This is a genomic window from Moritella sp. 5, from assembly GCF_018219455.1.
Classification (GTDB): Bacteria; Pseudomonadota; Gammaproteobacteria; order Enterobacterales; family Moritellaceae; genus Moritella.
Map to the genome: position 1 here is coordinate 1,629,377 of NZ_CP056122.1, position 18,047 is coordinate 1,647,423.

Annotated in this window: 13 protein-coding genes and 11 tRNA genes; 3 read left to right on the top strand and 21 right to left on the bottom strand. The window is 39.1% G+C overall.

Annotated features, from left to right (window positions below; translation table 11 throughout):
• The first annotated feature begins 64 nt into the window (after positions 1 to 64).
• Together gloA and HWV01_RS07440 are read left to right on the top strand one after the other, a co-directional pair.
• Positions 65 to 505, top strand: a complete 441-nt coding sequence (gene gloA / locus HWV01_RS07435) for a lactoylglutathione lyase (protein ID WP_211674779.1) — start codon at positions 65 to 67, stop codon at positions 503 to 505.
• A 531-nt stretch (positions 506 to 1,036) separates the two neighbouring features.
• Positions 1,037 to 1,603 carry an acetate uptake transporter gene (locus tag HWV01_RS07440; protein WP_211674780.1) on the top strand — a complete coding sequence of 189 codons (567 nt, stop codon included), beginning with the start codon at positions 1,037 to 1,039 and terminating at the stop codon, positions 1,601 to 1,603.
• A gap of 124 nt (positions 1,604 to 1,727) precedes the next feature.
• Here HWV01_RS07440 and HWV01_RS07445 read toward each other — a convergent pair whose 3' ends face one another.
• The 21 genes from HWV01_RS07445 to HWV01_RS07545 all read right to left on the bottom strand — a co-directional run bounded on the left by HWV01_RS07445 (position 1,728) and on the right by HWV01_RS07545 (position 15,210).
• Positions 1,728 to 2,795 carry an FAD:protein FMN transferase gene (locus HWV01_RS07445; protein ID WP_211674781.1) on the bottom strand — a complete coding sequence of 356 codons (1,068 nt, stop codon included), beginning with the start codon at positions 2,793 to 2,795 and terminating at the stop codon, positions 1,728 to 1,730.
• A gap of 42 nt (positions 2,796 to 2,837) precedes the next feature.
• On the bottom strand, positions 2,838 to 4,133 hold the full coding sequence (locus HWV01_RS07450) for a magnesium transporter (protein ID WP_211674782.1): 1,296 nt from the start codon (positions 4,131 to 4,133) through the stop codon (positions 2,838 to 2,840).
• 607 nt (positions 4,134 to 4,740) lie between these two features.
• The gene (gene nth / locus HWV01_RS07455; protein ID WP_211674783.1) at positions 4,741 to 5,382 is read right to left on the bottom strand and encodes an endonuclease III; all 642 of its coding nucleotides are present in this window, start codon (positions 5,380 to 5,382) and stop codon (positions 4,741 to 4,743) included.
• A gap of 79 nt (positions 5,383 to 5,461) precedes the next feature.
• Positions 5,462 to 6,169 carry an electron transport complex subunit E gene (locus tag HWV01_RS07460; protein WP_211674784.1) on the bottom strand — a complete coding sequence of 236 codons (708 nt, stop codon included), beginning with the start codon at positions 6,167 to 6,169 and terminating at the stop codon, positions 5,462 to 5,464.
• Positions 6,166 to 6,801, bottom strand: a complete 636-nt coding sequence (rsxG, locus tag HWV01_RS07465) for an electron transport complex subunit RsxG (RefSeq protein ID WP_211674785.1) — start codon at positions 6,799 to 6,801, stop codon at positions 6,166 to 6,168. The genes HWV01_RS07460 and rsxG overlap by 4 nt, the downstream gene beginning before the upstream one ends.
• A gap of 9 nt (positions 6,802 to 6,810) precedes the next feature.
• Positions 6,811 to 7,860 (bottom strand): electron transport complex subunit RsxD, encoded by a 1,050-nt coding sequence (gene rsxD / locus HWV01_RS07470; protein WP_211674786.1) that lies wholly within the window; start codon positions 7,858 to 7,860, stop codon positions 6,811 to 6,813.
• Between the two features lies 1 nt (position 7,861).
• Positions 7,862 to 10,321 (bottom strand): electron transport complex subunit RsxC, encoded by a 2,460-nt coding sequence (rsxC, locus tag HWV01_RS07475; RefSeq protein WP_211674787.1) that lies wholly within the window; start codon positions 10,319 to 10,321, stop codon positions 7,862 to 7,864.
• A 5-nt stretch (positions 10,322 to 10,326) separates the two neighbouring features.
• Positions 10,327 to 10,875, bottom strand: coding sequence for an electron transport complex subunit RsxB (rsxB, locus tag HWV01_RS07480; RefSeq protein WP_211674788.1), 549 nt, complete (start codon positions 10,873 to 10,875; stop codon positions 10,327 to 10,329).
• A 12-nt stretch (positions 10,876 to 10,887) separates the two neighbouring features.
• The gene (gene rsxA / locus HWV01_RS07485; RefSeq protein ID WP_211674789.1) at positions 10,888 to 11,469 is read right to left on the bottom strand and encodes an electron transport complex subunit RsxA; all 582 of its coding nucleotides are present in this window, start codon (positions 11,467 to 11,469) and stop codon (positions 10,888 to 10,890) included.
• A 137-nt stretch (positions 11,470 to 11,606) separates the two neighbouring features.
• Positions 11,607 to 13,466: an EAL domain-containing protein gene (locus tag HWV01_RS07490; RefSeq protein WP_211674790.1), complete on the bottom strand. Its 1,860-nt coding sequence runs from the start codon at positions 13,464 to 13,466 to the stop codon at positions 11,607 to 11,609.
• 231 nt (positions 13,467 to 13,697) lie between these two features.
• Positions 13,698 to 13,773 (bottom strand) — tRNA-Asn (locus HWV01_RS07495).
• A gap of 85 nt (positions 13,774 to 13,858) precedes the next feature.
• Positions 13,859 to 13,934, bottom strand: a tRNA-Asn gene (locus HWV01_RS07500).
• 46 nt (positions 13,935 to 13,980) lie between these two features.
• A tRNA-Asn gene (locus tag HWV01_RS07505) sits at positions 13,981 to 14,056 on the bottom strand.
• 47 nt (positions 14,057 to 14,103) lie between these two features.
• Positions 14,104 to 14,179 (bottom strand) — tRNA-Asn (locus HWV01_RS07510).
• A gap of 47 nt (positions 14,180 to 14,226) precedes the next feature.
• Positions 14,227 to 14,302, bottom strand: a tRNA-Asn gene (locus HWV01_RS07515).
• 47 nt (positions 14,303 to 14,349) lie between these two features.
• Positions 14,350 to 14,425, bottom strand: a tRNA-Asn gene (locus HWV01_RS07520).
• Between the two features lie 47 nt (positions 14,426 to 14,472).
• Positions 14,473 to 14,548: transfer RNA gene (locus HWV01_RS07525), tRNA-Asn, on the bottom strand.
• Positions 14,549 to 14,595: 47 nt separating this feature from the next.
• Positions 14,596 to 14,671: transfer RNA gene (locus tag HWV01_RS07530), tRNA-Asn, on the bottom strand.
• Between the two features lie 47 nt (positions 14,672 to 14,718).
• Positions 14,719 to 14,794: transfer RNA gene (locus tag HWV01_RS07535), tRNA-Asn, on the bottom strand.
• 132 nt (positions 14,795 to 14,926) lie between these two features.
• A tRNA-Asn gene (locus tag HWV01_RS07540) sits at positions 14,927 to 15,002 on the bottom strand.
• A 132-nt stretch (positions 15,003 to 15,134) separates the two neighbouring features.
• Positions 15,135 to 15,210: transfer RNA gene (locus HWV01_RS07545), tRNA-Asn, on the bottom strand.
• Between the two features lie 765 nt (positions 15,211 to 15,975).
• Between HWV01_RS07545 and uvrB the strand changes: the two genes are divergently transcribed.
• On the top strand, positions 15,976 to 17,970 hold the full coding sequence (uvrB, locus tag HWV01_RS07550) for an excinuclease ABC subunit UvrB (RefSeq protein WP_211674791.1): 1,995 nt from the start codon (positions 15,976 to 15,978) through the stop codon (positions 17,968 to 17,970).
• The last annotated feature ends 77 nt before the right edge of the window (positions 17,971 to 18,047 follow it).

An 18,047-nucleotide genomic window follows, 5' to 3' on the forward strand; every position in this document is an offset into this window, starting at 1 on the left:
TTTTATTTGTGATATCATTAGCATAAGCAATTCTTTAATATCACTCAGCTGTATAGGACGTGTTATGCAATTCTTACATACAATGGTTCGTGTCAAAAATTTGAAAGCATCCTTAGACTTTTACTGTAATAAACTTGGTTTAATCGAAGTTAAACGTAATGATTATGAAGCTGCACGTTTTTCCCTCATCTTTTTAGCTGCTCCTGGCGATGCAGAACAAGCGAAAAAAACATCTAGCCCAACACTTGAACTTACCTATAATTGGGATGAAGAAGAGTATGAAGGCGGTCGTAATTTTGGTCACTTAGCTTACGAAGTTGAAGATATTTATACTACATGTGCAGATTTACAGGCCGCTGGTGTCATTATCAACCGTCCTCCACGTGATGGTTATATGGCATTTATCCGCTCACCGGATGGCATTTCTATCGAGTTATTACAAAAAGGCGCTAAATTAGCACCACAAGAACCTTGGACTTCAATGCAAAATATTGGTGAATGGTAACAAGTCATTACTGGGTTGCAATCACTCGCTATTAGCGTGATTTATTAAATTTAACATCGTTAATAAGTCACACTAATTTAATCTCTCTACTATTTAACTTTAACAAATCTAATATACTATAAAGTTATATCAAACACTTCCTTTAGTTTTTAAATGTATAAAAACTGCGTTATATAACAGATTGGCATATATATATGATTCTTTATGAATAAAGAGAATAACTCTTGCTAAATTAATTTTAGTTGTTCTATTTCAATGAAAATAAAATGTAAACATTCTTATCTATATTTTTATTTAACAATTAACATGTGGCTAAGCTTTTAATATCAATGATTTGGATTCTGGTGTTATTGTTTTTATTCAACTTGTTAAAAAGGTTAACTTTTTATTTAAATTTGTTTTTATCGTTTGTAACGTTAGAATTAAATTATATTTATAGCTTTGTTGATATTTTAAACTATTAAAAATTGCCCTGTTAGAATTATTAATCTACAATCGCGGCCTCTTTAAATTCGACAGGTTTTATATGTAATGTCTACACAACTAGCTAATCCAGCACCACTGGGCCTTATGGGCTTCGGTATGACTACCGTTTTATTAAATATCCATAATGCGGGTTTTTTCCCTATGGATTCAATGATACTTGCAATGGGTATTTTTTACGGTGGTATTAGCCAAATTATCGCGGGTATTTTATGCTACAAACGTAATGATACGTTTGGCACAACTGCCTTCATCTCTTATGGCTTTTTCTGGTTAACATTAGTTGGTCTGATCTTAATGCCTAAAATGGGCGTAGCGGCGACTCCAGCACCATTCATGGCGTGGTACTTGTTATTATGGGGCTTATTTACTGCGGGTCTATTCGTTGGTTCATTACGCTACCCACGAGCAAAACAAATCATATTTGCGTCATTAACAGCATTATTTTTCCTTCTAGCTATTCGTGATTTCAGTGGCAGTGCTGTAATTGGTGTAATAGCTGGGTATGTTGGCATTTTCTGCGGTTTAAGTGCGATGTACTTCAGCATGGCACAAATACTAAATGGCGAGTTCGGCCGTGAAGTTATGCCTGTTGGCAAACCTGTTTTTAAATAATCGCGAAGCCTGTTTTATATAATAGGTAAATAGAGCGATTAAACATGAATATTACAAAGGCGCGTTCAATGATTTGAACGCGCCTTTTTGATAGCCAATATCGCGTGTTTTTAATTAATCCTAATTACTTCTGAAAGAATGGTGAAAATGCCTCCGTATACACTTCTTTAAAATGGTCACCCGACTTATAAATCATGTATACAGCTAACTGTTTCTGACTTGCTAATTTAATCCCTTTTTCTTTTCCCATCGCCATAAATGCAGTGGCAAAACCATCCGCAGTCATAGCTGAAGGGTGAATAACAGTCACTGAAACTAAGTTATGTTGTGTTGGTTGACCTGTTATTGGGTCTATAGTATGAGAAAAACGTTCATCATTAAGATCATAGTAATTACGATAGCTACCTGATGTCACTATGGCATTATTACCAACGGCAACGACATGCTGTACTGAATGCTCTGTTGTTGACGCTTTTTCTATCGCAATTTGCCAGCTTATATTGCTTGCATTTATTCCTTTTGCCCGTAAATCGCCACCAAGACCAACAATATAATTTTCAATACCTAAAGATTCCAAATACTCCGAGATTACATCTGCTCCATATCCTTTAGCTATGCCAGATAAATCAATGTAAAGCGCATCTATATTCTTACTTAAGGTATTCTCCGTATTACTCAGGTGCTCAATAGCAACACGTGATTGTGCTGCTTTGATCATCTCTGTCGTCGGTTTTTCTTGTGGTAACTTATCGGGACCAAACCCCCATAAATTAACTAAAGGGCCAAGTGTGATATCGAATGCACCTGATGTTATCTTATGTATTCGTATCGACTCTGCAACCACATTAGCGGTACCTTCCGATACTGGAAAATCATTAACCGCTTGACTCAAGTTAAAACGCGATAACTCGGAGTTTGATCGATAAGTCGACATTTGATCATTTATTTGCTCTAAGCGTCGTTCTATCTCTGTGTGAATAGAGGACTGTTCGCTTTTAGTTAATGGAAAGTGGGCCACTTTAATGTCATAAAATGTTCCCATTGTCTGGCCTTTAAAAGTGCTATTCGTTAACTTAGGTTCTGAGCAGCCAAGTATGGAAGTACTAATAGAAGTAACCATAAACAGTTGAAGTCCTAAACGTAGAATTCGTAAATACTGCACTCTTGTATATATAGCTTTAAAATCTGACATTTGTATTCCTTAATTATAATTTTTCTGCTTCAACACAGAAGATTAAGCCGTAATACCAAGTAAGGTCGTGGTGATATAGAAATAAATCAATAACCCCGTAATATCAACGAAGGTAGTAATAGCAGGACTTGCTACAACGGCAGGATCTAATCGAAATGACTTCGCTATTAACGGTAAAGCGGCACCAATAACGGTCGCCGTCAGTACTTGTAAAAACAATGCTAATGCGATCGCAGACCCTAATAATGTCAATGTTATGTTGCCGGGTAATTCGGCGCTGCTGGATAAAAATTCAACCTTTATAAATGAAGCGATTGCGAGTACTAATCCGATTAAACTCGCGATTTTTAATTCTTTCCAAACAACTGTAAGCCAGTTCTTAATTTTCAGTTCACCTAATGCTAAGGAGCGTACAATTACAGTCGCAGATTGGCTTCCAGCATTGCCACCAGTGTCTGCAATCATAGGCATATATAAAGCGAGTATTGTTAATGTCGCTATCGCATCGTCATAACTCTGAATAATCATGCCAGAGAAGATCCCGACAGCAGCTAGACCCAACACCCAAAAAATGCGTTTACGCACATGATCTATTACTGACATATCAAGGTAACTTGGTTCGTTTAGGTTGCTCTGAATACCCATTTGTAGATTTACATCTTCCGTTAACTCCACCTGCATCACTTGAGAGGCTTGCTGCCATTGAAACAAGCCAACTGGATGGCCGCGTATATCAACAATGGGTAAATATTCTGTATTGCTCATTTGTAATTGGCTGACTGCATACTCTTGATCTTCCCCAACATGGCAAGGTTCAACTTGCAATGCAATATCTGCTAATAAGACATCATTATCATGTTGGAGCAGCATCTGTAACTCCAATAAACCATAATAACGCCCATGTTGGTCAACAATTATTGCAGCTTTAGAGTGGAGACCTTTTTCCATTAATTTAACGCGCTTTACAGTCTCCGCAACTGACATATTAGAATTTAGCAGCTGGGGGGTAGATGGTGACATAACAGAAAATACTGGACTGTTAACCGAACTTAAAATCTCAATATCGGCAAGTAGCCAAGCAGGTAATAATTTTTTTAAATCTAAACCAATATCCTCTAACGATAATTTTTTTATTTGATGGTATTGATTTAATGTTTTATTACTAAACCAATGACGTATATCTTCTATTGAATTATTTTTGAAAAACATAATTAATTTATTCTTCGTTTCATCATTCCATAAATCAAACGAATTATTAATATCATTTAAATTTAATTTTACGTTGTCATTTGATATTAGCTGGTTTTCATTATTTTTTAGCGCTGTATTATTGGACATGAGAAGTCCTCCAATATAATAGGATTAAATATATTTTATAATATTAATAGCAGCGAAGGAGGTATGTTAATTACGTGATTTTATTTAGGCATTAATTATATTAAAGTCTAAATTCACATACCACTACATATCGCTTTTGGGATTGGTAGTGGACTAGGGGGAATGTCAATTTCCATTTTATCACCTGTTAAATCAAGTGCTTGCATGTAACCAAGGTCAGCTGTAGCGTAATGATTAACAATCGTTACTTATGACATATAGCTAATATTTAAACACAGTTGATTCAATTTAATATTGATTAAACTTTCACTTACCATAACCGATTAATTATCGAAAGTAAGGGGTCTTTGTAGTGAATAGCAAATACGTCTGAATAATAATTATTATTTCAGATTATTTATGCTTTATAAAATGAGAGAGTATAAATAGAGGTGGGAGTCGTTTTATAATGTTAAATCCAAATCTCTATATATAGGCTCTCCTACAATGGTCGCTTTCCATATTATTTTCCTTTGTTTGATTAATTCGAGCGGATTGTAAGTTTAATGATATTTAAAGTCAATGTTGAACCGGTATACTTTACATTAAATATCATTCTAGCGAGTCGTTATTCTTCAGGGTATATTTTGTCTTTAAACTCACAAAGGTCTTCAATTAAACAAGAACCACAACGCGGTTTACGGGCGATACAGGTATAACGACCGTGTAAAATTAACCAATGATGCACATCAACTTTAAATTCAGCTGGTACCACTTTTAGTAGTTTTGCTTCTACTTGATCAACGTTTTTACCCATGGCTAATTTAGTGCGGTTTGAGACGCGGAAGATATGTGTATCAACAGCGATTGTCGGCCAACCAAATGCAGTGTTTAATACAACATTCGCGGTCTTTCTGCCAACACCAGGTAGTTCCACTAAAGCATCCAGATCTTCGGGTACAACCCCATTGTGTTTCTCTAATAAGATCTGACAGGCTTTAATGACGTTATTAGCTTTGGTGTTGTATAAACCAATCGTTTTAATATAGCCTTTTAGCCCTTCAACACCTAAATCAAAGATCGCTTGTGGCGTATTTGCAACAGGAAAAAGTTTATTAGTCGCTTTATTTACACTCACATCTGTAGCTTGGGCTGACAGCGTTACTGCAACAAGTAGCTCAAATGCTGAGGAGAAGTTTAGCTCAGTTTCAGGATGGGGATTATTATCACGCAGACGCTCTAAAATAATGCGGCGTTTATCCTTGTTCATATCTTGACCCTATATAAAAGCCATACTGATAATCATAAATCAGTATGGCTTAAGTTGTTTTAATAACTGTTTATGTTGATTAATTCGCTGTTGATTCAGTATCTGAAACTGGCTCAGGTTCAGATACACTAACAGACTGTGCTTTACGGCGTTTATCTAGTTGTTCATCAATAGCATGCTTAAGAGCCATCAAAAAGCCCATACCGATAAATGCACCGGGCGCTAAAATTGCTAACAAGAAGCTTGTATCCGCATGAAAGACTTCAATACGTAATACACTTGCCCAGTCACCTAATAGTAGGTCCATGCCGTCAAAGAGAGTACCTTGACCTAATACTTCACGAATTGCACCTAATACAATTAATACGCTGGCAAAACCAAGACCCATAAAGAAGCCATCAGCCGCAGAAGGTAAGACTTTATTACGTGATGCAAATGCTTCAGCACGACCAATAATAATGCAGTTGGTTACAATTAGCGGAATGAAAATACCAAGAGATTGATACAATTCATAAACATAGGCATTCATAAGTAATTGTACTGTTGTTACAAATGAGGCAATAATCATGACAAAAATAGGAATACGGATCTCTTTTGGCACGTATTCACGTATCAGAGATATTGTCGTATTTGAAGCAACAAGCACTAATAAGGTCGCAAACCCTAGTCCCATCGCATTGGTGACGGTTGCCGTTACGGCAAGTAGGGGACAAAGCCCTAATACTTGTACTAAACCAGGATTATTTTTCCATAACCCTTGATAGATAATATCGCGATATTGGCTCATGATTTACTCCAACAAGAAGGCGCGCTTTGTAGTTCAGAAAATTGATCTGACTGATAAAAAGTAAGTATATCTTTCACTGAACTCACAACTGCTCTAGGTGTAATAGTGGCGCCAGTGAATGAATCAAAGTCACCGCCATCTTTAGTCACGGCCCAAGTATGTGCATTCTCTTTAGTTAACGTTTGGTCAACAAAGTCATCTAGCCAGTTTGATTTACGGTATTCAACTTTGTCACCTAATCCTGGTGTTTCATTGTGTCCAAGAATACGTACACCCGTTACTTTACCGACGGTATCAACACCGACAACGAGTTTAATATTACCGCTATAACCCTTTGGTGCAATACCTTCAATTGCGTAGCCTACTGGTTCATTATTTTTTGTTGCCGTGAAAATACGCTGTGGTTCTGATGTGCCAAGTAGTGCTTCATTCGTCATTAATTTACAACTTTGAAAAATATTATTGTCATGACCATTTTCTGGCAATAGCTGGTTAATGATTTTCAGTAATTGGGTTTGTTCTTGTTCTGCAATACGGTCTTTTGTCACCGTATGCGTGATCGCAACAACAGAGGTACAAGCAAAAGCAAATAAGGCGAGTATCGCACCATTTTTTTTCATTGATACTAACATGGTGATCTCCTATTTATGACCGTAAACACGGGGTTGAGTGTAATAGTCAATTAACGGTACGCACATGTTCGCGAGTAGTACTGCAAACGCAATTGCATCAGGATAGCCGCCCCAAGTTCGAATGATATAAACTAATGCACCAATTAATGCGCCGAATATGAGTCGGCCTTTTGGTGTTGTTGATGCTGATACCGGATCGGTGGCAATAAAGAATGCGCCTAACATGGTTGCACCTGAGAACAGGTGAAATATTGGCGAACCTACAGCATCCGGTTCCCACAGGTAACCAATGAAGCTTATTACAAATAAACCACCTAACAAACCTACTGGGATATACCAGAGGATCGCGCGTTTACTCAGTAAATAAATACCGCCTGCAAGGAAGGCTAAATTAATCCATTCCCAGCCTAAACCTGATAACCAGCTAAATTGTTCTTTGGCTTGGATCTCGCTAACCGTATGGCCCATAGCCAGACCCGTTTTTAAGGTATCAAGCGGGGTTGCCATCGTGATACCGTCAATATTTTGCATCAGTTGATGCGCGGTATGACCGTCTAAGGTAACGCCTGAAAAAATAACGTTAAAGACATCCCATAATGATAATTCATAACCTGTTATTTCACTCACTGGGGGCCAAGTTGTCATTTGCAGCGGGAATGAAACAAGCAACATCACATAAGCGACCATTGCAGGGTTAAAGATGTTTTGACCTAATCCACCATAAAGATGTTTTGCAATACCAATGGCAAATACTGCACCCATGACACTGATCCACCAAGGGGCAAAGCCGGGTATTGAAATACCGATTAATAAGCCGGTTAACAAAGCACTGTTATCTTGTATTCGGCTTAGTATTGGTTGCTTACGTAACTTCAAAATTACGGCTTCAGTAATAATGGCTGTCATACAGCCCAAAACGATATGGATGAGGTTACCGGCACCAAAAAAATACCATTGTGCGGCAATACCTGGAATTGTCGCCAGAATAACGGTACGCATCAGGTTACTGGTGCTACTACCACTGTGATTATGGGGAGAGCTTGCTAATCTAAATGCCATGTTATTTGTCACCAAGTTGGGCTAGTTTCTTTGCTTTCGCCGCGGCAATAGCTGCTTTTTTCTTATCGACAGGCTCGGTTGGTTGAGCCTCGTCGGGTGAGTCGCTTGTTTGGGCTGCGGCTTTTTTAGCTTTTGCGCGGGCAACCGCAGCAGCAACGGCGGCTTTCTTGGCATCAACAGCAGGCGCTGGTGTGTCAGTTGCGGTTTCGCCTGACAGTGCAGCCGCTTTTTTGGCTTTAGCACGAGCAATTGCAGCAGCTACGGCGGCTTTCTTAGGATCAGCTGCAGGCGTTGGTGTGTCAGTTGCGGTTTCGTCTGACTGTGCAGCCGCTTTTTTGGCTTTAGCGCGAGCAATTGCAGCAGCTACGGCGGCTTTTTTGGCATCAACAGCAGATGCTGGTGTGTCAGTTGTGTTTTCGCCTGCTTGTGCGGCCGCTTTTTTGGCTTTAGCACGAGCAATTGCAGCAGCTACGGCGGCTTTCTTAGGATCAGCTGCAGGCGTTGGTGTATCAGTTACGGTTTCGCCTGACTGAGCAGCCGCTTTTTTGGCTTTAGCACGAGCAATTGCAGCAGCAACAGCCGCTTTTTTGGCATCAACAGCAGGTGCTGGTGTGTCAGTTTTGGTTTCGCCTGCTTGTGCGGCAGCTTTTTTGGCTTTGGCACGAGCGATAGCATCGGCAACCGCTGCTTTTTTCGCTTCAATCGCTGGACTCGTTGTTATTTCTGCTGGTTGTGAACCTTCGGCTTCTCGTTTAGCTTTAGAAGCTGCTTTTCTCGCTTTACGCTCTGCAATGACAGCTGCATTATCTGGAACCCTAGTATCAGTGGATGCGGCAGCGGCTTTCTTGGCTTTAGCGCGAGCAATTGCATCCGCAACTGCAGATCCTTTATTTGTGTTACCATCGGCTGTAACTTGTTCTGCAGCTTTGGCTTTTTGGATACGTTCCATTGCGGCTTTAACAGGATCTTCACCCGTAGTCGCTTTTGCTGCTGCACGGCGTTTTTCTGCCGCTTCTTTTTGACGCTGTTCACGCTGCGCTTTTTCTAATGCTAGGCGTTCATTACGTTTCTCAAAACGTTCTTTAGCAATCGCTGCCGCAGCAAGTTCTGCATCACTTTCGCGTACTTCAACTTTCGCAATACGGTATTGATGAACAAGGGGGATTTGACTAGGACAAACATAGCTACAGGCACCACATTCGATACAGTCCATTAGATTATAATCGGCAAGTTTAGTAACGTCTTTTGCCAGGCTGTACCAATGTAATTGCTGTGGTAATAAATCGACTGGACAAGCTTCAGAACATTCACCACAACGAATACACGCATCAGGTTCTCTTACTTGCGGTATTTCATCTTTGATTGGCGTTAAAATACAGTTACCTGTTTTAGTCAGTGAAAACAGACCGTGTGGTAATGTAAAGCCCATCATTGGGCCACCATAAATAATCGCAGCGGCTTTTTCTTCATCGCACTCGAACTCACCCAGTAATGCACTGATTGGCGTACCAATTAACGCTTCTACATTACGTGGTTGTGGGAATGCTTTGCCGGTTAAGGTAACAATACGGCTTAATAATGGCTGGCGATTTATGATTGCTTGTTTGACGGCATAAATAGTACCGACGTTTAGCATGACGACCCCTGATTGTGCAGGTATCTGACCTTTACTAATTTCTTTACCCGTTAATACTTTAATTAACTGCTTTTCACCACCGTTCGGGTATTTTGTCGGCACTTTTCGTACGATGATATCAGCACTTAGGTTGGCTGTTTTAATCGCTGTTTCTAACGCATTTGCGGCATCAGGTTTATTATCTTCAATTCCGATGACACAAAGTACAGGTTTGATCATGTGACGTAATATCTCAATACCTTGAATTATATCATCAGATCGTTCACGCATGAGCACATCATCAGAAGTAATATAAGGTTCACATTCAGCAGCATTGATTAGTAAGAACTCTATTGGCTGCTTATCACTTAATTTTACAGCCGTTGGGAAACCTGCACCACCCATGCCAGCAACACCGGCTAGGCTTATATGTTGTTGTAATTCAGCCGTTGATAGCTGCTTATAATCGAGTGCTGGCTGATTTTCGAGTGTTTGATCTTCTTGATCGCAAATTAGTTTTATTGCAATTTCAGGCGTTGCTGATGGGTGAGTACTGGGATATTGTGCAATATGCTCAATCGTACCTGACGTTGGGGCATGAACCGGCACAGACATAAATGAGTTGGATGCTGTCAGCGGTTGGCCTTTTAAAACTTTGTCACCTGGCGCAACAATTATCTGACCACCTTGGCCAATGTGTTGCTTAACAGGAATTATCAGGTGTTTAGGAATACTCGCCGTCGTAATTGCTAAACGCGTTGACTGGGTCTTATTCTCTTGTGGATGTACACCACCAAAGTAGCGCCACAGTTTACCTTTTTTAATTTGTTCGATTAATGAAATCATGTGACCTACTTAATATTCACTACAGGGATAGAGTCTAATTGCCACTTCCATGCAGCTTGTACTGGTTCCATCACGATACAATCGGTAGGACAGGGTGCAACACATAATTTACAGCCTGTACAAGCATCGACGATCACTGTGTGCATGGCGCGTGTTGCACCTGCAATCGCATCAACAGGGCAGGCCTGAATACATTTAGTACAACCAATACAGTCTTCTTCAATAATTCGCGCAACCATTTTGATGCTGGCGTCGTGTTCTTGCTCTGCAATGGGCTTGACTTCAACCCCCATAATATCAGCAAGTTTTTCAACAGTATCAGCACCACCTGGAACGCATAAGTTTACTTCTTCACCGTTAGCCACGGCTGTTGCATAAGGCTTGCAGCCTGGATAGCCACATTGGCCACATTGTGTTTGTGGTAACTCGGCATCGATCTGTTCAACAACAGGATTGCCTTCAATTTTAAAACGAATAGCTGCCCAGCCGAGCCCGAGCCCAAATAAAGCGGCGAGAATAACAAGGGTAATAATTGCAATGAGAATAGTAGTCATAGTTATCAATAGTTAAAGTTTAACCAAGCCCGTAAAACCCATGAACGCAAGTGACATAAGACCTGCTGTGATCATGGCGATTGAAGTACCCTTAAAAGGGGCCGGGACGTTTGCTGCTGCGATCCGTTCACGCATAGCCGCAAATAATATAAGCACTAATGAGAAACCAACAGCAGCACCAAAACCATACACGGCACTTTCTATAAAGTTATGTTTTTCATTAATATTGAGTAGTGCAACACCTAGTACCGCGCAGTTAGTCGTGATGAGTGGTAAGAAAATACCTAACAAACGATAAAGAGTAGGGCTGGTTTTATGCACAACCATTTCGGTAAATTGTACGACAACGGCAATGACAAGAATGAAACTAAGCGTTCGGAGATACTCTAAGCCGAGCGGCCTTAAAATATAGGTTTCAACAAGGTATGAAGACATGGCGGCAATGGTCAGTACGAATGTTGTCGCAAACGACATGCCAATCGCACTTTCTAGTTTGCTCGATACACCCATAAACGGGCACAAACCAAGGAATTTAACTAGTACAAAGTTATTTACAAGAACAGTGCTTACTAGCAATAAAAGATATTCGGTCATGATGAAGTAGTACAGTTACTATGGGAGGCCATATTATCGGGTATCTGTATCATTGTTACAATAGAAAATAAGTAAATTGATAACGTAAAAAGGCTAATAATTAATTAGTATCCTTACGTTACCTGGGTTTTTGTTGTTTAACAGGCTATTTTACTTAATGGAGCAGGTTTTGAGATGAGATAACCTTGGATCCCGTCTACATACATGGATTCGAGTAATTGCTTTTGCGCTAAGTCTTCAACACCCTCGGCAATTACTTGGCAACTCATGCGATGAGCCACATCAACAATCATACGTAAAAACTGCTGACTTGCATTATCATCTGTAATTGATTGAATTAAACCACTGTCTATTTTTATGTAATCTGGCTTTAGTTCTCTAAAGAGTTTGAATGAACTAATACCATGCCCAAATTTACTAATTGCTGAGCGGCTACCAACGCGGCGCAGCATATCGACTATACGCTTACTTGAGACGATATTTCTTTCTAGAATAATTTCATCAATTTCAAAAACTAAATTGGTCGCGATATTTGGTTCGCGTAATAATAATCGTTCTAGCCAGACAATAAATGCGCTACTTTGCACGGACTGTGAGGCTAGATTAACCCCCCATCGACAGGAACCATCCATTTGTGTCCGGCTATTACTGATGATGTTTTCGATAATTATTTGGTCAAGCTTAACGGTATAATCCAAGCGTTGAGCCATTGCAAACAAGGTGTGAGTTGGCAGTATGGCATTATTGCTGCCAATAAAACGAGTATAAATTTCTTGGTAGTTTTTCATGTTACGGTGGATGGGTTGTACTGGTTGACTGAGTAACATCAGGCTGCGTTTATTGATAATATCTTCAATCACATCTTTCCAATAAGATTGTCCTTGATTTTCTTGCTGGGCATCTTGTTGTTGGAATGCCCAGTGATTAGGTCCTTCGAGTTGTGCTTTCGCTAGTGCAGTATCCGCACGCGCTAATACTTGCTCAGGCTGCTGACCTGAATGAACGGTCGTGATACCTATATACGCAACATTTTCTAGATCATGAAGTGATTGGTAGTCATCAAGATTCGCTTTGGTTTCTCGTGCCAATTTATGTGCGACGGCTGCAGTCATATTAGGAATGATAATGGCGAAATCAGGGCCTGAAACGCGGTATAATCGACTATCGGGGTAACGTTTCGTACATTGCTTAAGAATATTAGATATATCTTTTAGATAAGTATCGCCGCGCTGAAATCCTCTGTGTTTATTGATATGTCCAAGCGCCGTTGCGCGGATTAATGCGAGAATGGCTGATTGAGGTTTATTTTGTTCCGACAAAATATCCACAAGCTCACCACGAAAGTAAAATCGATTGTATAAACCGGTTAAATTATCCATGTTAATTTGTTTTGATAGGGCTTCAATTTTATTATGCTGATCTTGTAATTCTTTATGGTGGCCAGCTTTATGCTGGGCAAGACGGCGGGTGATAGTTGGGAATGCGTGGTATTTTGGTTTTGTCGTGTTACCAATTTCCTCCAGGATATTCCTTTCTAACTTAACTAATAATCGTTTTACGGATGCAAGGCACAATAAATAGGCGATAAAGAGTGAAATAATAAAAGTGCTTAGTAATTTAATTTGTGCATTATCTTTGTCATTAAATCTGAGCTTAAATTTATAACTAAATAAATCGGTGGCACCTGAAAACTTTTTAGCGAGTTGAGGGAAGATCAACTGGATCAGAATAGGGTAGTTGATATTGGAGTTCCAACTCGAAGATATAGATTCTGTTTGAATGAATAATTGGCTTAGTCCGAGGCGTTCTGTTAATAATTTAGCATTATCATCCGTAATTGAATCAAGACTTATTCTTTGACTCAATGCATCATTAACAATACTGCCTTGTACCGACAATGATGAACTTAATGAATTGTAACCAAACGCTAATGAACTGATCAACATACATAAAAAAACAAATGTGATAGAAAGGTTGCAGCGAAAATAATCCGTCATTTTCATTATCCCTATAATATTTTTACATCCTTGTTAGACTAGATTAACCTGTTTAGGTCAATAAAAATACGTATAGGAGGTAGTTGGATATAGATTATGCGATAACGGGCACTATTTCAGTAAGAATTAAACTTTAGTAGGAGAAATGTTTTAGTAATAAATATTAATTTATTCGTTAAGAGTATTATTAGAAATATTATTACGAGGAGGGGGAACAGATATTAAAAGAAGTGGCTCCCCTTGCTAGACTTGAACTAGCGACATATGGATTAACAGTCCACCGTTCTACCAACTGAACTAAAGGGGAACAAATTGTGTGCTTTTTACAAAGCTAATATGTTGTGATTATTTATACAACATACTATGACTCTTTATATTGATAATAAAGAATATGGCTCCCCTTGCTAGACTTGAACTAGCGACATATGGATTAACAGTCCACCGTTCTACCAACTGAACTAAAGGGGAATTATTCGTTTTATAAACAGCTATGTAATAAGCAATTTAGGTAATATGGCTCCCCTTGCTAGACTTGAACTAGCGACATATGGATTAACAGTCCACCGTTCTACCAACTGAACTAAAGGGGAATTATTCGTTTTCATAAACCGCTATGTAATAAGCAATTTAGGTAATATGGCTCCCTTTGCTAGACTTGAACTAGCGACATATGGATTAACAGTCCACCGTTCTACCAACTGAACTAAAAGGGAATTATTCGTTTTCATAAACCGCTATGTAATAAGCAATTTAGGTAATATGGCTCCCCTTGCTAGACTTGAACTAGCGACATATGGATTAACAGTCCACCGTTCTACCAACTGAACTAAAGGGGAATTATTCGTTTTCATAAACCGCTATGTAATAAGCAATTTAGGTAATATGGCTCCCTTTGCTAGACTTGAACTAGCGACATATGGATTAACAGTCCACCGTTCTACCAACTGAACTAAAAGGGAATTATTCGTTTTCATAAACCGCTATGTAATAAGCAATTTAGGTAATATGGCTCCCCTTGCTAGACTTGAACTAGCGACATATGGATTAACAGTCCACCGTTCTACCAACTGAACTAAAGGGGAATTATTCGTTTTCATAAACCGCTATGTAATAAGCAATTTAGGTAATATGGCTCCCTTTGCTAGACTTGAACTAGCGACATATGGATTAACAGTCCACCGTTCTACCAACTGAACTAAAAGGGAATTATTCGTTTTCATAAACCGCTATGTAATAAGCAATCTAGGTAATATGGCTCCCCTTGCTAGACTTGAACTAGCGACATATGGATTAACAGTCCACCGTTCTACCAACTGAACTAAAGGGGAATTATTCTTTTTGCTTCTTTTTAAGCTAATAAGTTGTGTGCTTCTATTGAAGCCAATTAATGTTATACACCGTTTATATTAATTCAGTGTAGTAATCACTAACTGTTACTTTCTCTGTAAAGAAAGAAAATGTGGCTCCCCTTGCTAGACTTGAACTAGCGACATATGGATTAACAGTCCACCGTTCTACCAACTGAACTAAAGGGGAATTATTCTTTTTGCTTCTCTTGAAGCTAATAAGTTGTGTGCTTCTAATGAAGCCAATTAATGATACATGCAGTGTAGATTAATACAGTGTCTAAATCACTAACCGTTACTTTCTCTGTAGAGAAAGAAAATATGGCTCCCCTTGCTAGACTTGAACTAGCGACATATGGATTAACAGTCCACCGTTCTACCAACTGAACTAAAGGGGAATTACTTGTCTTTGTTTTGAAGACGGGGCGAATATTAAAGTCAGATGATTCTACTGTCAATAATAAAACGGCCAAAACTGTTATTTGCCTTTTTTTTGTCGAATAACTGAACGATGATGCCTAAGAAATATTGATAGCGTAGTTTAAGTAAACAATTGATTTATACGACAAGCATTTAAATATTTGGGTCTTACTATAGAAGAACAATACCGAACCTATCTTATATCGCTAGTTTCTTTCTATATAGCAGAGATTTTTAATAATACGAAACGGATTTTACAAATATGGGCCATCACAAACAAGTTTAATTTAAATTTTATACATAACAAAATGTCTCTTTGTTATTGAGCATTGTGAATATGACATTTTTTATTGAGTTATCCACTAAATCTGTGGGTAACTCTGTTGATTAAATCTGTAAAAGTAAAAAAGTAACTAATTTAGGGATTTAGAAAAGTGGTTTCTTAGTTAGTTGGATGATGGTCAATGTGTTGTAGTTCAATGGTTTATGTTTTTTAATTTGTGTTTTAGTCTGTTGATAACTTATCGATTCAAATGCTTGTATCAAAAATAACCATGAAGATGCAATGTTTTTAAAATCTGTTGATAACCACTTGACATTTTTGTTTTTATATTGAATTTTTGTTTTTAATTGGCGTTATCCATCAAACTATCTGTGAGGATAGAGAATTCTTATGGCGCACTAAGTGTAAATTGGTATTATGGTGATATATAAATTAAAAAACCGAGTTGTGATCTTAAATAATGACGATTTTATTCGATTTATGTTCTGAATATACCCCGAGTGGTGACCAGCCGCAGGCGATTGAAAAGCTGGTTGATAGTTTTAATGCTGGCGTTGCTAGTCAAACCTTATTAGGCGTAACAGGGTCGGGTAAAACCTACACTGTCGCGAATATGATTGCGCAATTAAATCGTCCTACATTGCTCATGGCACCAAACAAAACGCTTGCCGCACAGCTCTATGCCGAAATGAAAGAGTTTTTTCCTAATAATGCGGTAGAGTATTTTGTTTCTTACTACGATTATTACCAGCCAGAAGCGTACGTACCAAGCACTGATACCTTTATTGAGAAAGATGCAGCTGTAAATGCCCACATTGAACAAATGCGTCTATCAGCAACAAAAGCATTGTTAGAGCGTCGTGATGTGATCCTTATTGCGTCTGTTTCAGCCATTTATGGTTTGGGTGATCCAGAGTCTTACCTCAAAATGATGTTACATGTGTCCGTGGGTGAAATTATCAGCCAACGCAGTATCATTCGTCGCTTAGCTGAATTGCAATATACGCGTAACGATATGGACTTTAAGCGTTCGACATTCCGTGTACGTGGCGAAGTTATTGATGTCTATCCAGCAGAGTCAGATAAGCATGCGGTTCGGATCGAAATGTTTGATGATGAAATTGAACGTATTAGCTATTTCGATCCATTAACAGGTGCTATCGAAAAGACGGCTGAGCGCGCGACTATTTATCCTAAGACGCACTATGTTACGCCAAGAGAAAAGATCTTAGATGCAATTGAACACATCAAGGTAGAATTGTCAGAACGTAAGAAACAGTTATTATCAGCAAACAAGTTAATTGAAGAGCAGCGGGTTAGCCAACGTGTGCAATTTGATATTGAGATGATGCAAGAGCTTGGTTATTGCTCGGGCATTGAAAACTACTCTCGTTATTTATCAGGTCGTACTCCAGGTGATGCGCCTCCAACCTTATTGGACTACTTACCGGATGACGGCTTGCTGGTTATCGATGAATCCCACGTAACCGTACCGCAAATTGGTGCTATGTACAAAGGTGACCGCTCACGTAAAGAAACATTGGTTGAGTTTGGTTTCCGTTTACCATCGGCATTAGATAATAGACCGCTTAAGTTTGAAGAGTTTGAATCTATCTCACCGCAAACCTTATACGTATCAGCAACGCCGAGTCAGTATGAGTTGGATCGTTGCGAAGGTGAAATTGTTCAGCAGCTCGTACGACCGACAGGGTTATTAGATCCAATCATTGAAGTACGTCCGGTTGATACGCAGGTTGATGATCTACTCAGCGAAATTAATATACGTGTAGAAAAGGGCGAGAGGGTACTCGCAACGACATTAACTAAGCGTATGTCTGAAGACTTAGCTGAATATCTTGCCGATCATGGCGTGAAGGTTCGTTATTTACATTCTGATATTGATACTGTTGAACGTGTCGAGATCATCCGTGATCTACGTTTAGGTGTATTTGATGTACTCGTTGGTATTAATTTGCTACGTGAAGGTCTAGATATGCCAGAGGTGTCTTTGGTTGCTATCTTAGATGCCGATAAAGAAGGTTTCTTACGCTCTGAACGCTCGCTGATCCAGACCATTGGCCGTGCTGCTCGTAACCTCGAAGGTAAAGCTATCTTATATGCTAATCGCATCACCAAATCGATGGATAAAGCGATTAGCGAAACTGAGCGTCGCCGTGCTTTGCAGCATGAACATAACGTGAAGCATGGCATTATACCAAAAGGACTGAAGAAGAAGGTCGGTGATGGTTTAAATATAGGTAGAACACCAGAGCAACAAATGATGCATATTGCCGAACAGAAAGCGACATATGCAGTGTTTACCCCAGCAGAACTAAGTAAAGAGATAGTGCGTTTAGAAGAACAAATGTATAAATATGCACAAGATTTAGAGTTTGAAAAAGCTGGTGAAACTCGCGATAAAGTGGCTAAACTGCGCGAGCAACTGATTCAATAACACAACGTTTACTATTTAAATAGTAATGATAGTACTGAAAAGGCCAACCTAATTACAATTGGGTTGGCCTTTTTACG

What these genes read in the sequence shown, in the direction of transcription:
- gloA (WP_211674779.1), top strand. Translation starts at nt 65, where the DNA reads ATGCAATTCTTACATACAATGGTTCGTGTCAAAAATTTGAAAGCATCC.
- HWV01_RS07440 (WP_211674780.1), top strand. Translation starts at nt 1,037, where the DNA reads ATGTCTACACAACTAGCTAATCCAGCACCACTGGGCCTTATGGGCTTC.
- HWV01_RS07445 (WP_211674781.1), bottom strand. Translation starts at nt 2,795, where the DNA reads ATGTCAGATTTTAAAGCTATATATACAAGAGTGCAGTATTTACGAATT.
- HWV01_RS07450 (WP_211674782.1), bottom strand. Translation starts at nt 4,133, where the DNA reads ATGTCCAATAATACAGCGCTAAAAAATAATGAAAACCAGCTAATATCA.
- nth (WP_211674783.1), bottom strand. Translation starts at nt 5,382, where the DNA reads ATGAACAAGGATAAACGCCGCATTATTTTAGAGCGTCTGCGTGATAAT.
- HWV01_RS07460 (WP_211674784.1), bottom strand. Translation starts at nt 6,169, where the DNA reads ATGAGCCAATATCGCGATATTATCTATCAAGGGTTATGGAAAAATAAT.
- rsxG (WP_211674785.1), bottom strand. Translation starts at nt 6,801, where the DNA reads ATGTTAGTATCAATGAAAAAAAATGGTGCGATACTCGCCTTATTTGCT.
- rsxD (WP_211674786.1), bottom strand. Translation starts at nt 7,860, where the DNA reads ATGGCATTTAGATTAGCAAGCTCTCCCCATAATCACAGTGGTAGTAGC.
- rsxC (WP_211674787.1), bottom strand. Translation starts at nt 10,321, where the DNA reads ATGATTTCATTAATCGAACAAATTAAAAAAGGTAAACTGTGGCGCTAC.
- rsxB (WP_211674788.1), bottom strand. Translation starts at nt 10,875, where the DNA reads ATGACTACTATTCTCATTGCAATTATTACCCTTGTTATTCTCGCCGCT.
- rsxA (WP_211674789.1), bottom strand. Translation starts at nt 11,469, where the DNA reads ATGACCGAATATCTTTTATTGCTAGTAAGCACTGTTCTTGTAAATAAC.
- HWV01_RS07490 (WP_211674790.1), bottom strand. Translation starts at nt 13,466, where the DNA reads ATGACGGATTATTTTCGCTGCAACCTTTCTATCACATTTGTTTTTTTA.
- uvrB (WP_211674791.1), top strand. Translation starts at nt 15,976, where the DNA reads ATGACGATTTTATTCGATTTATGTTCTGAATATACCCCGAGTGGTGAC.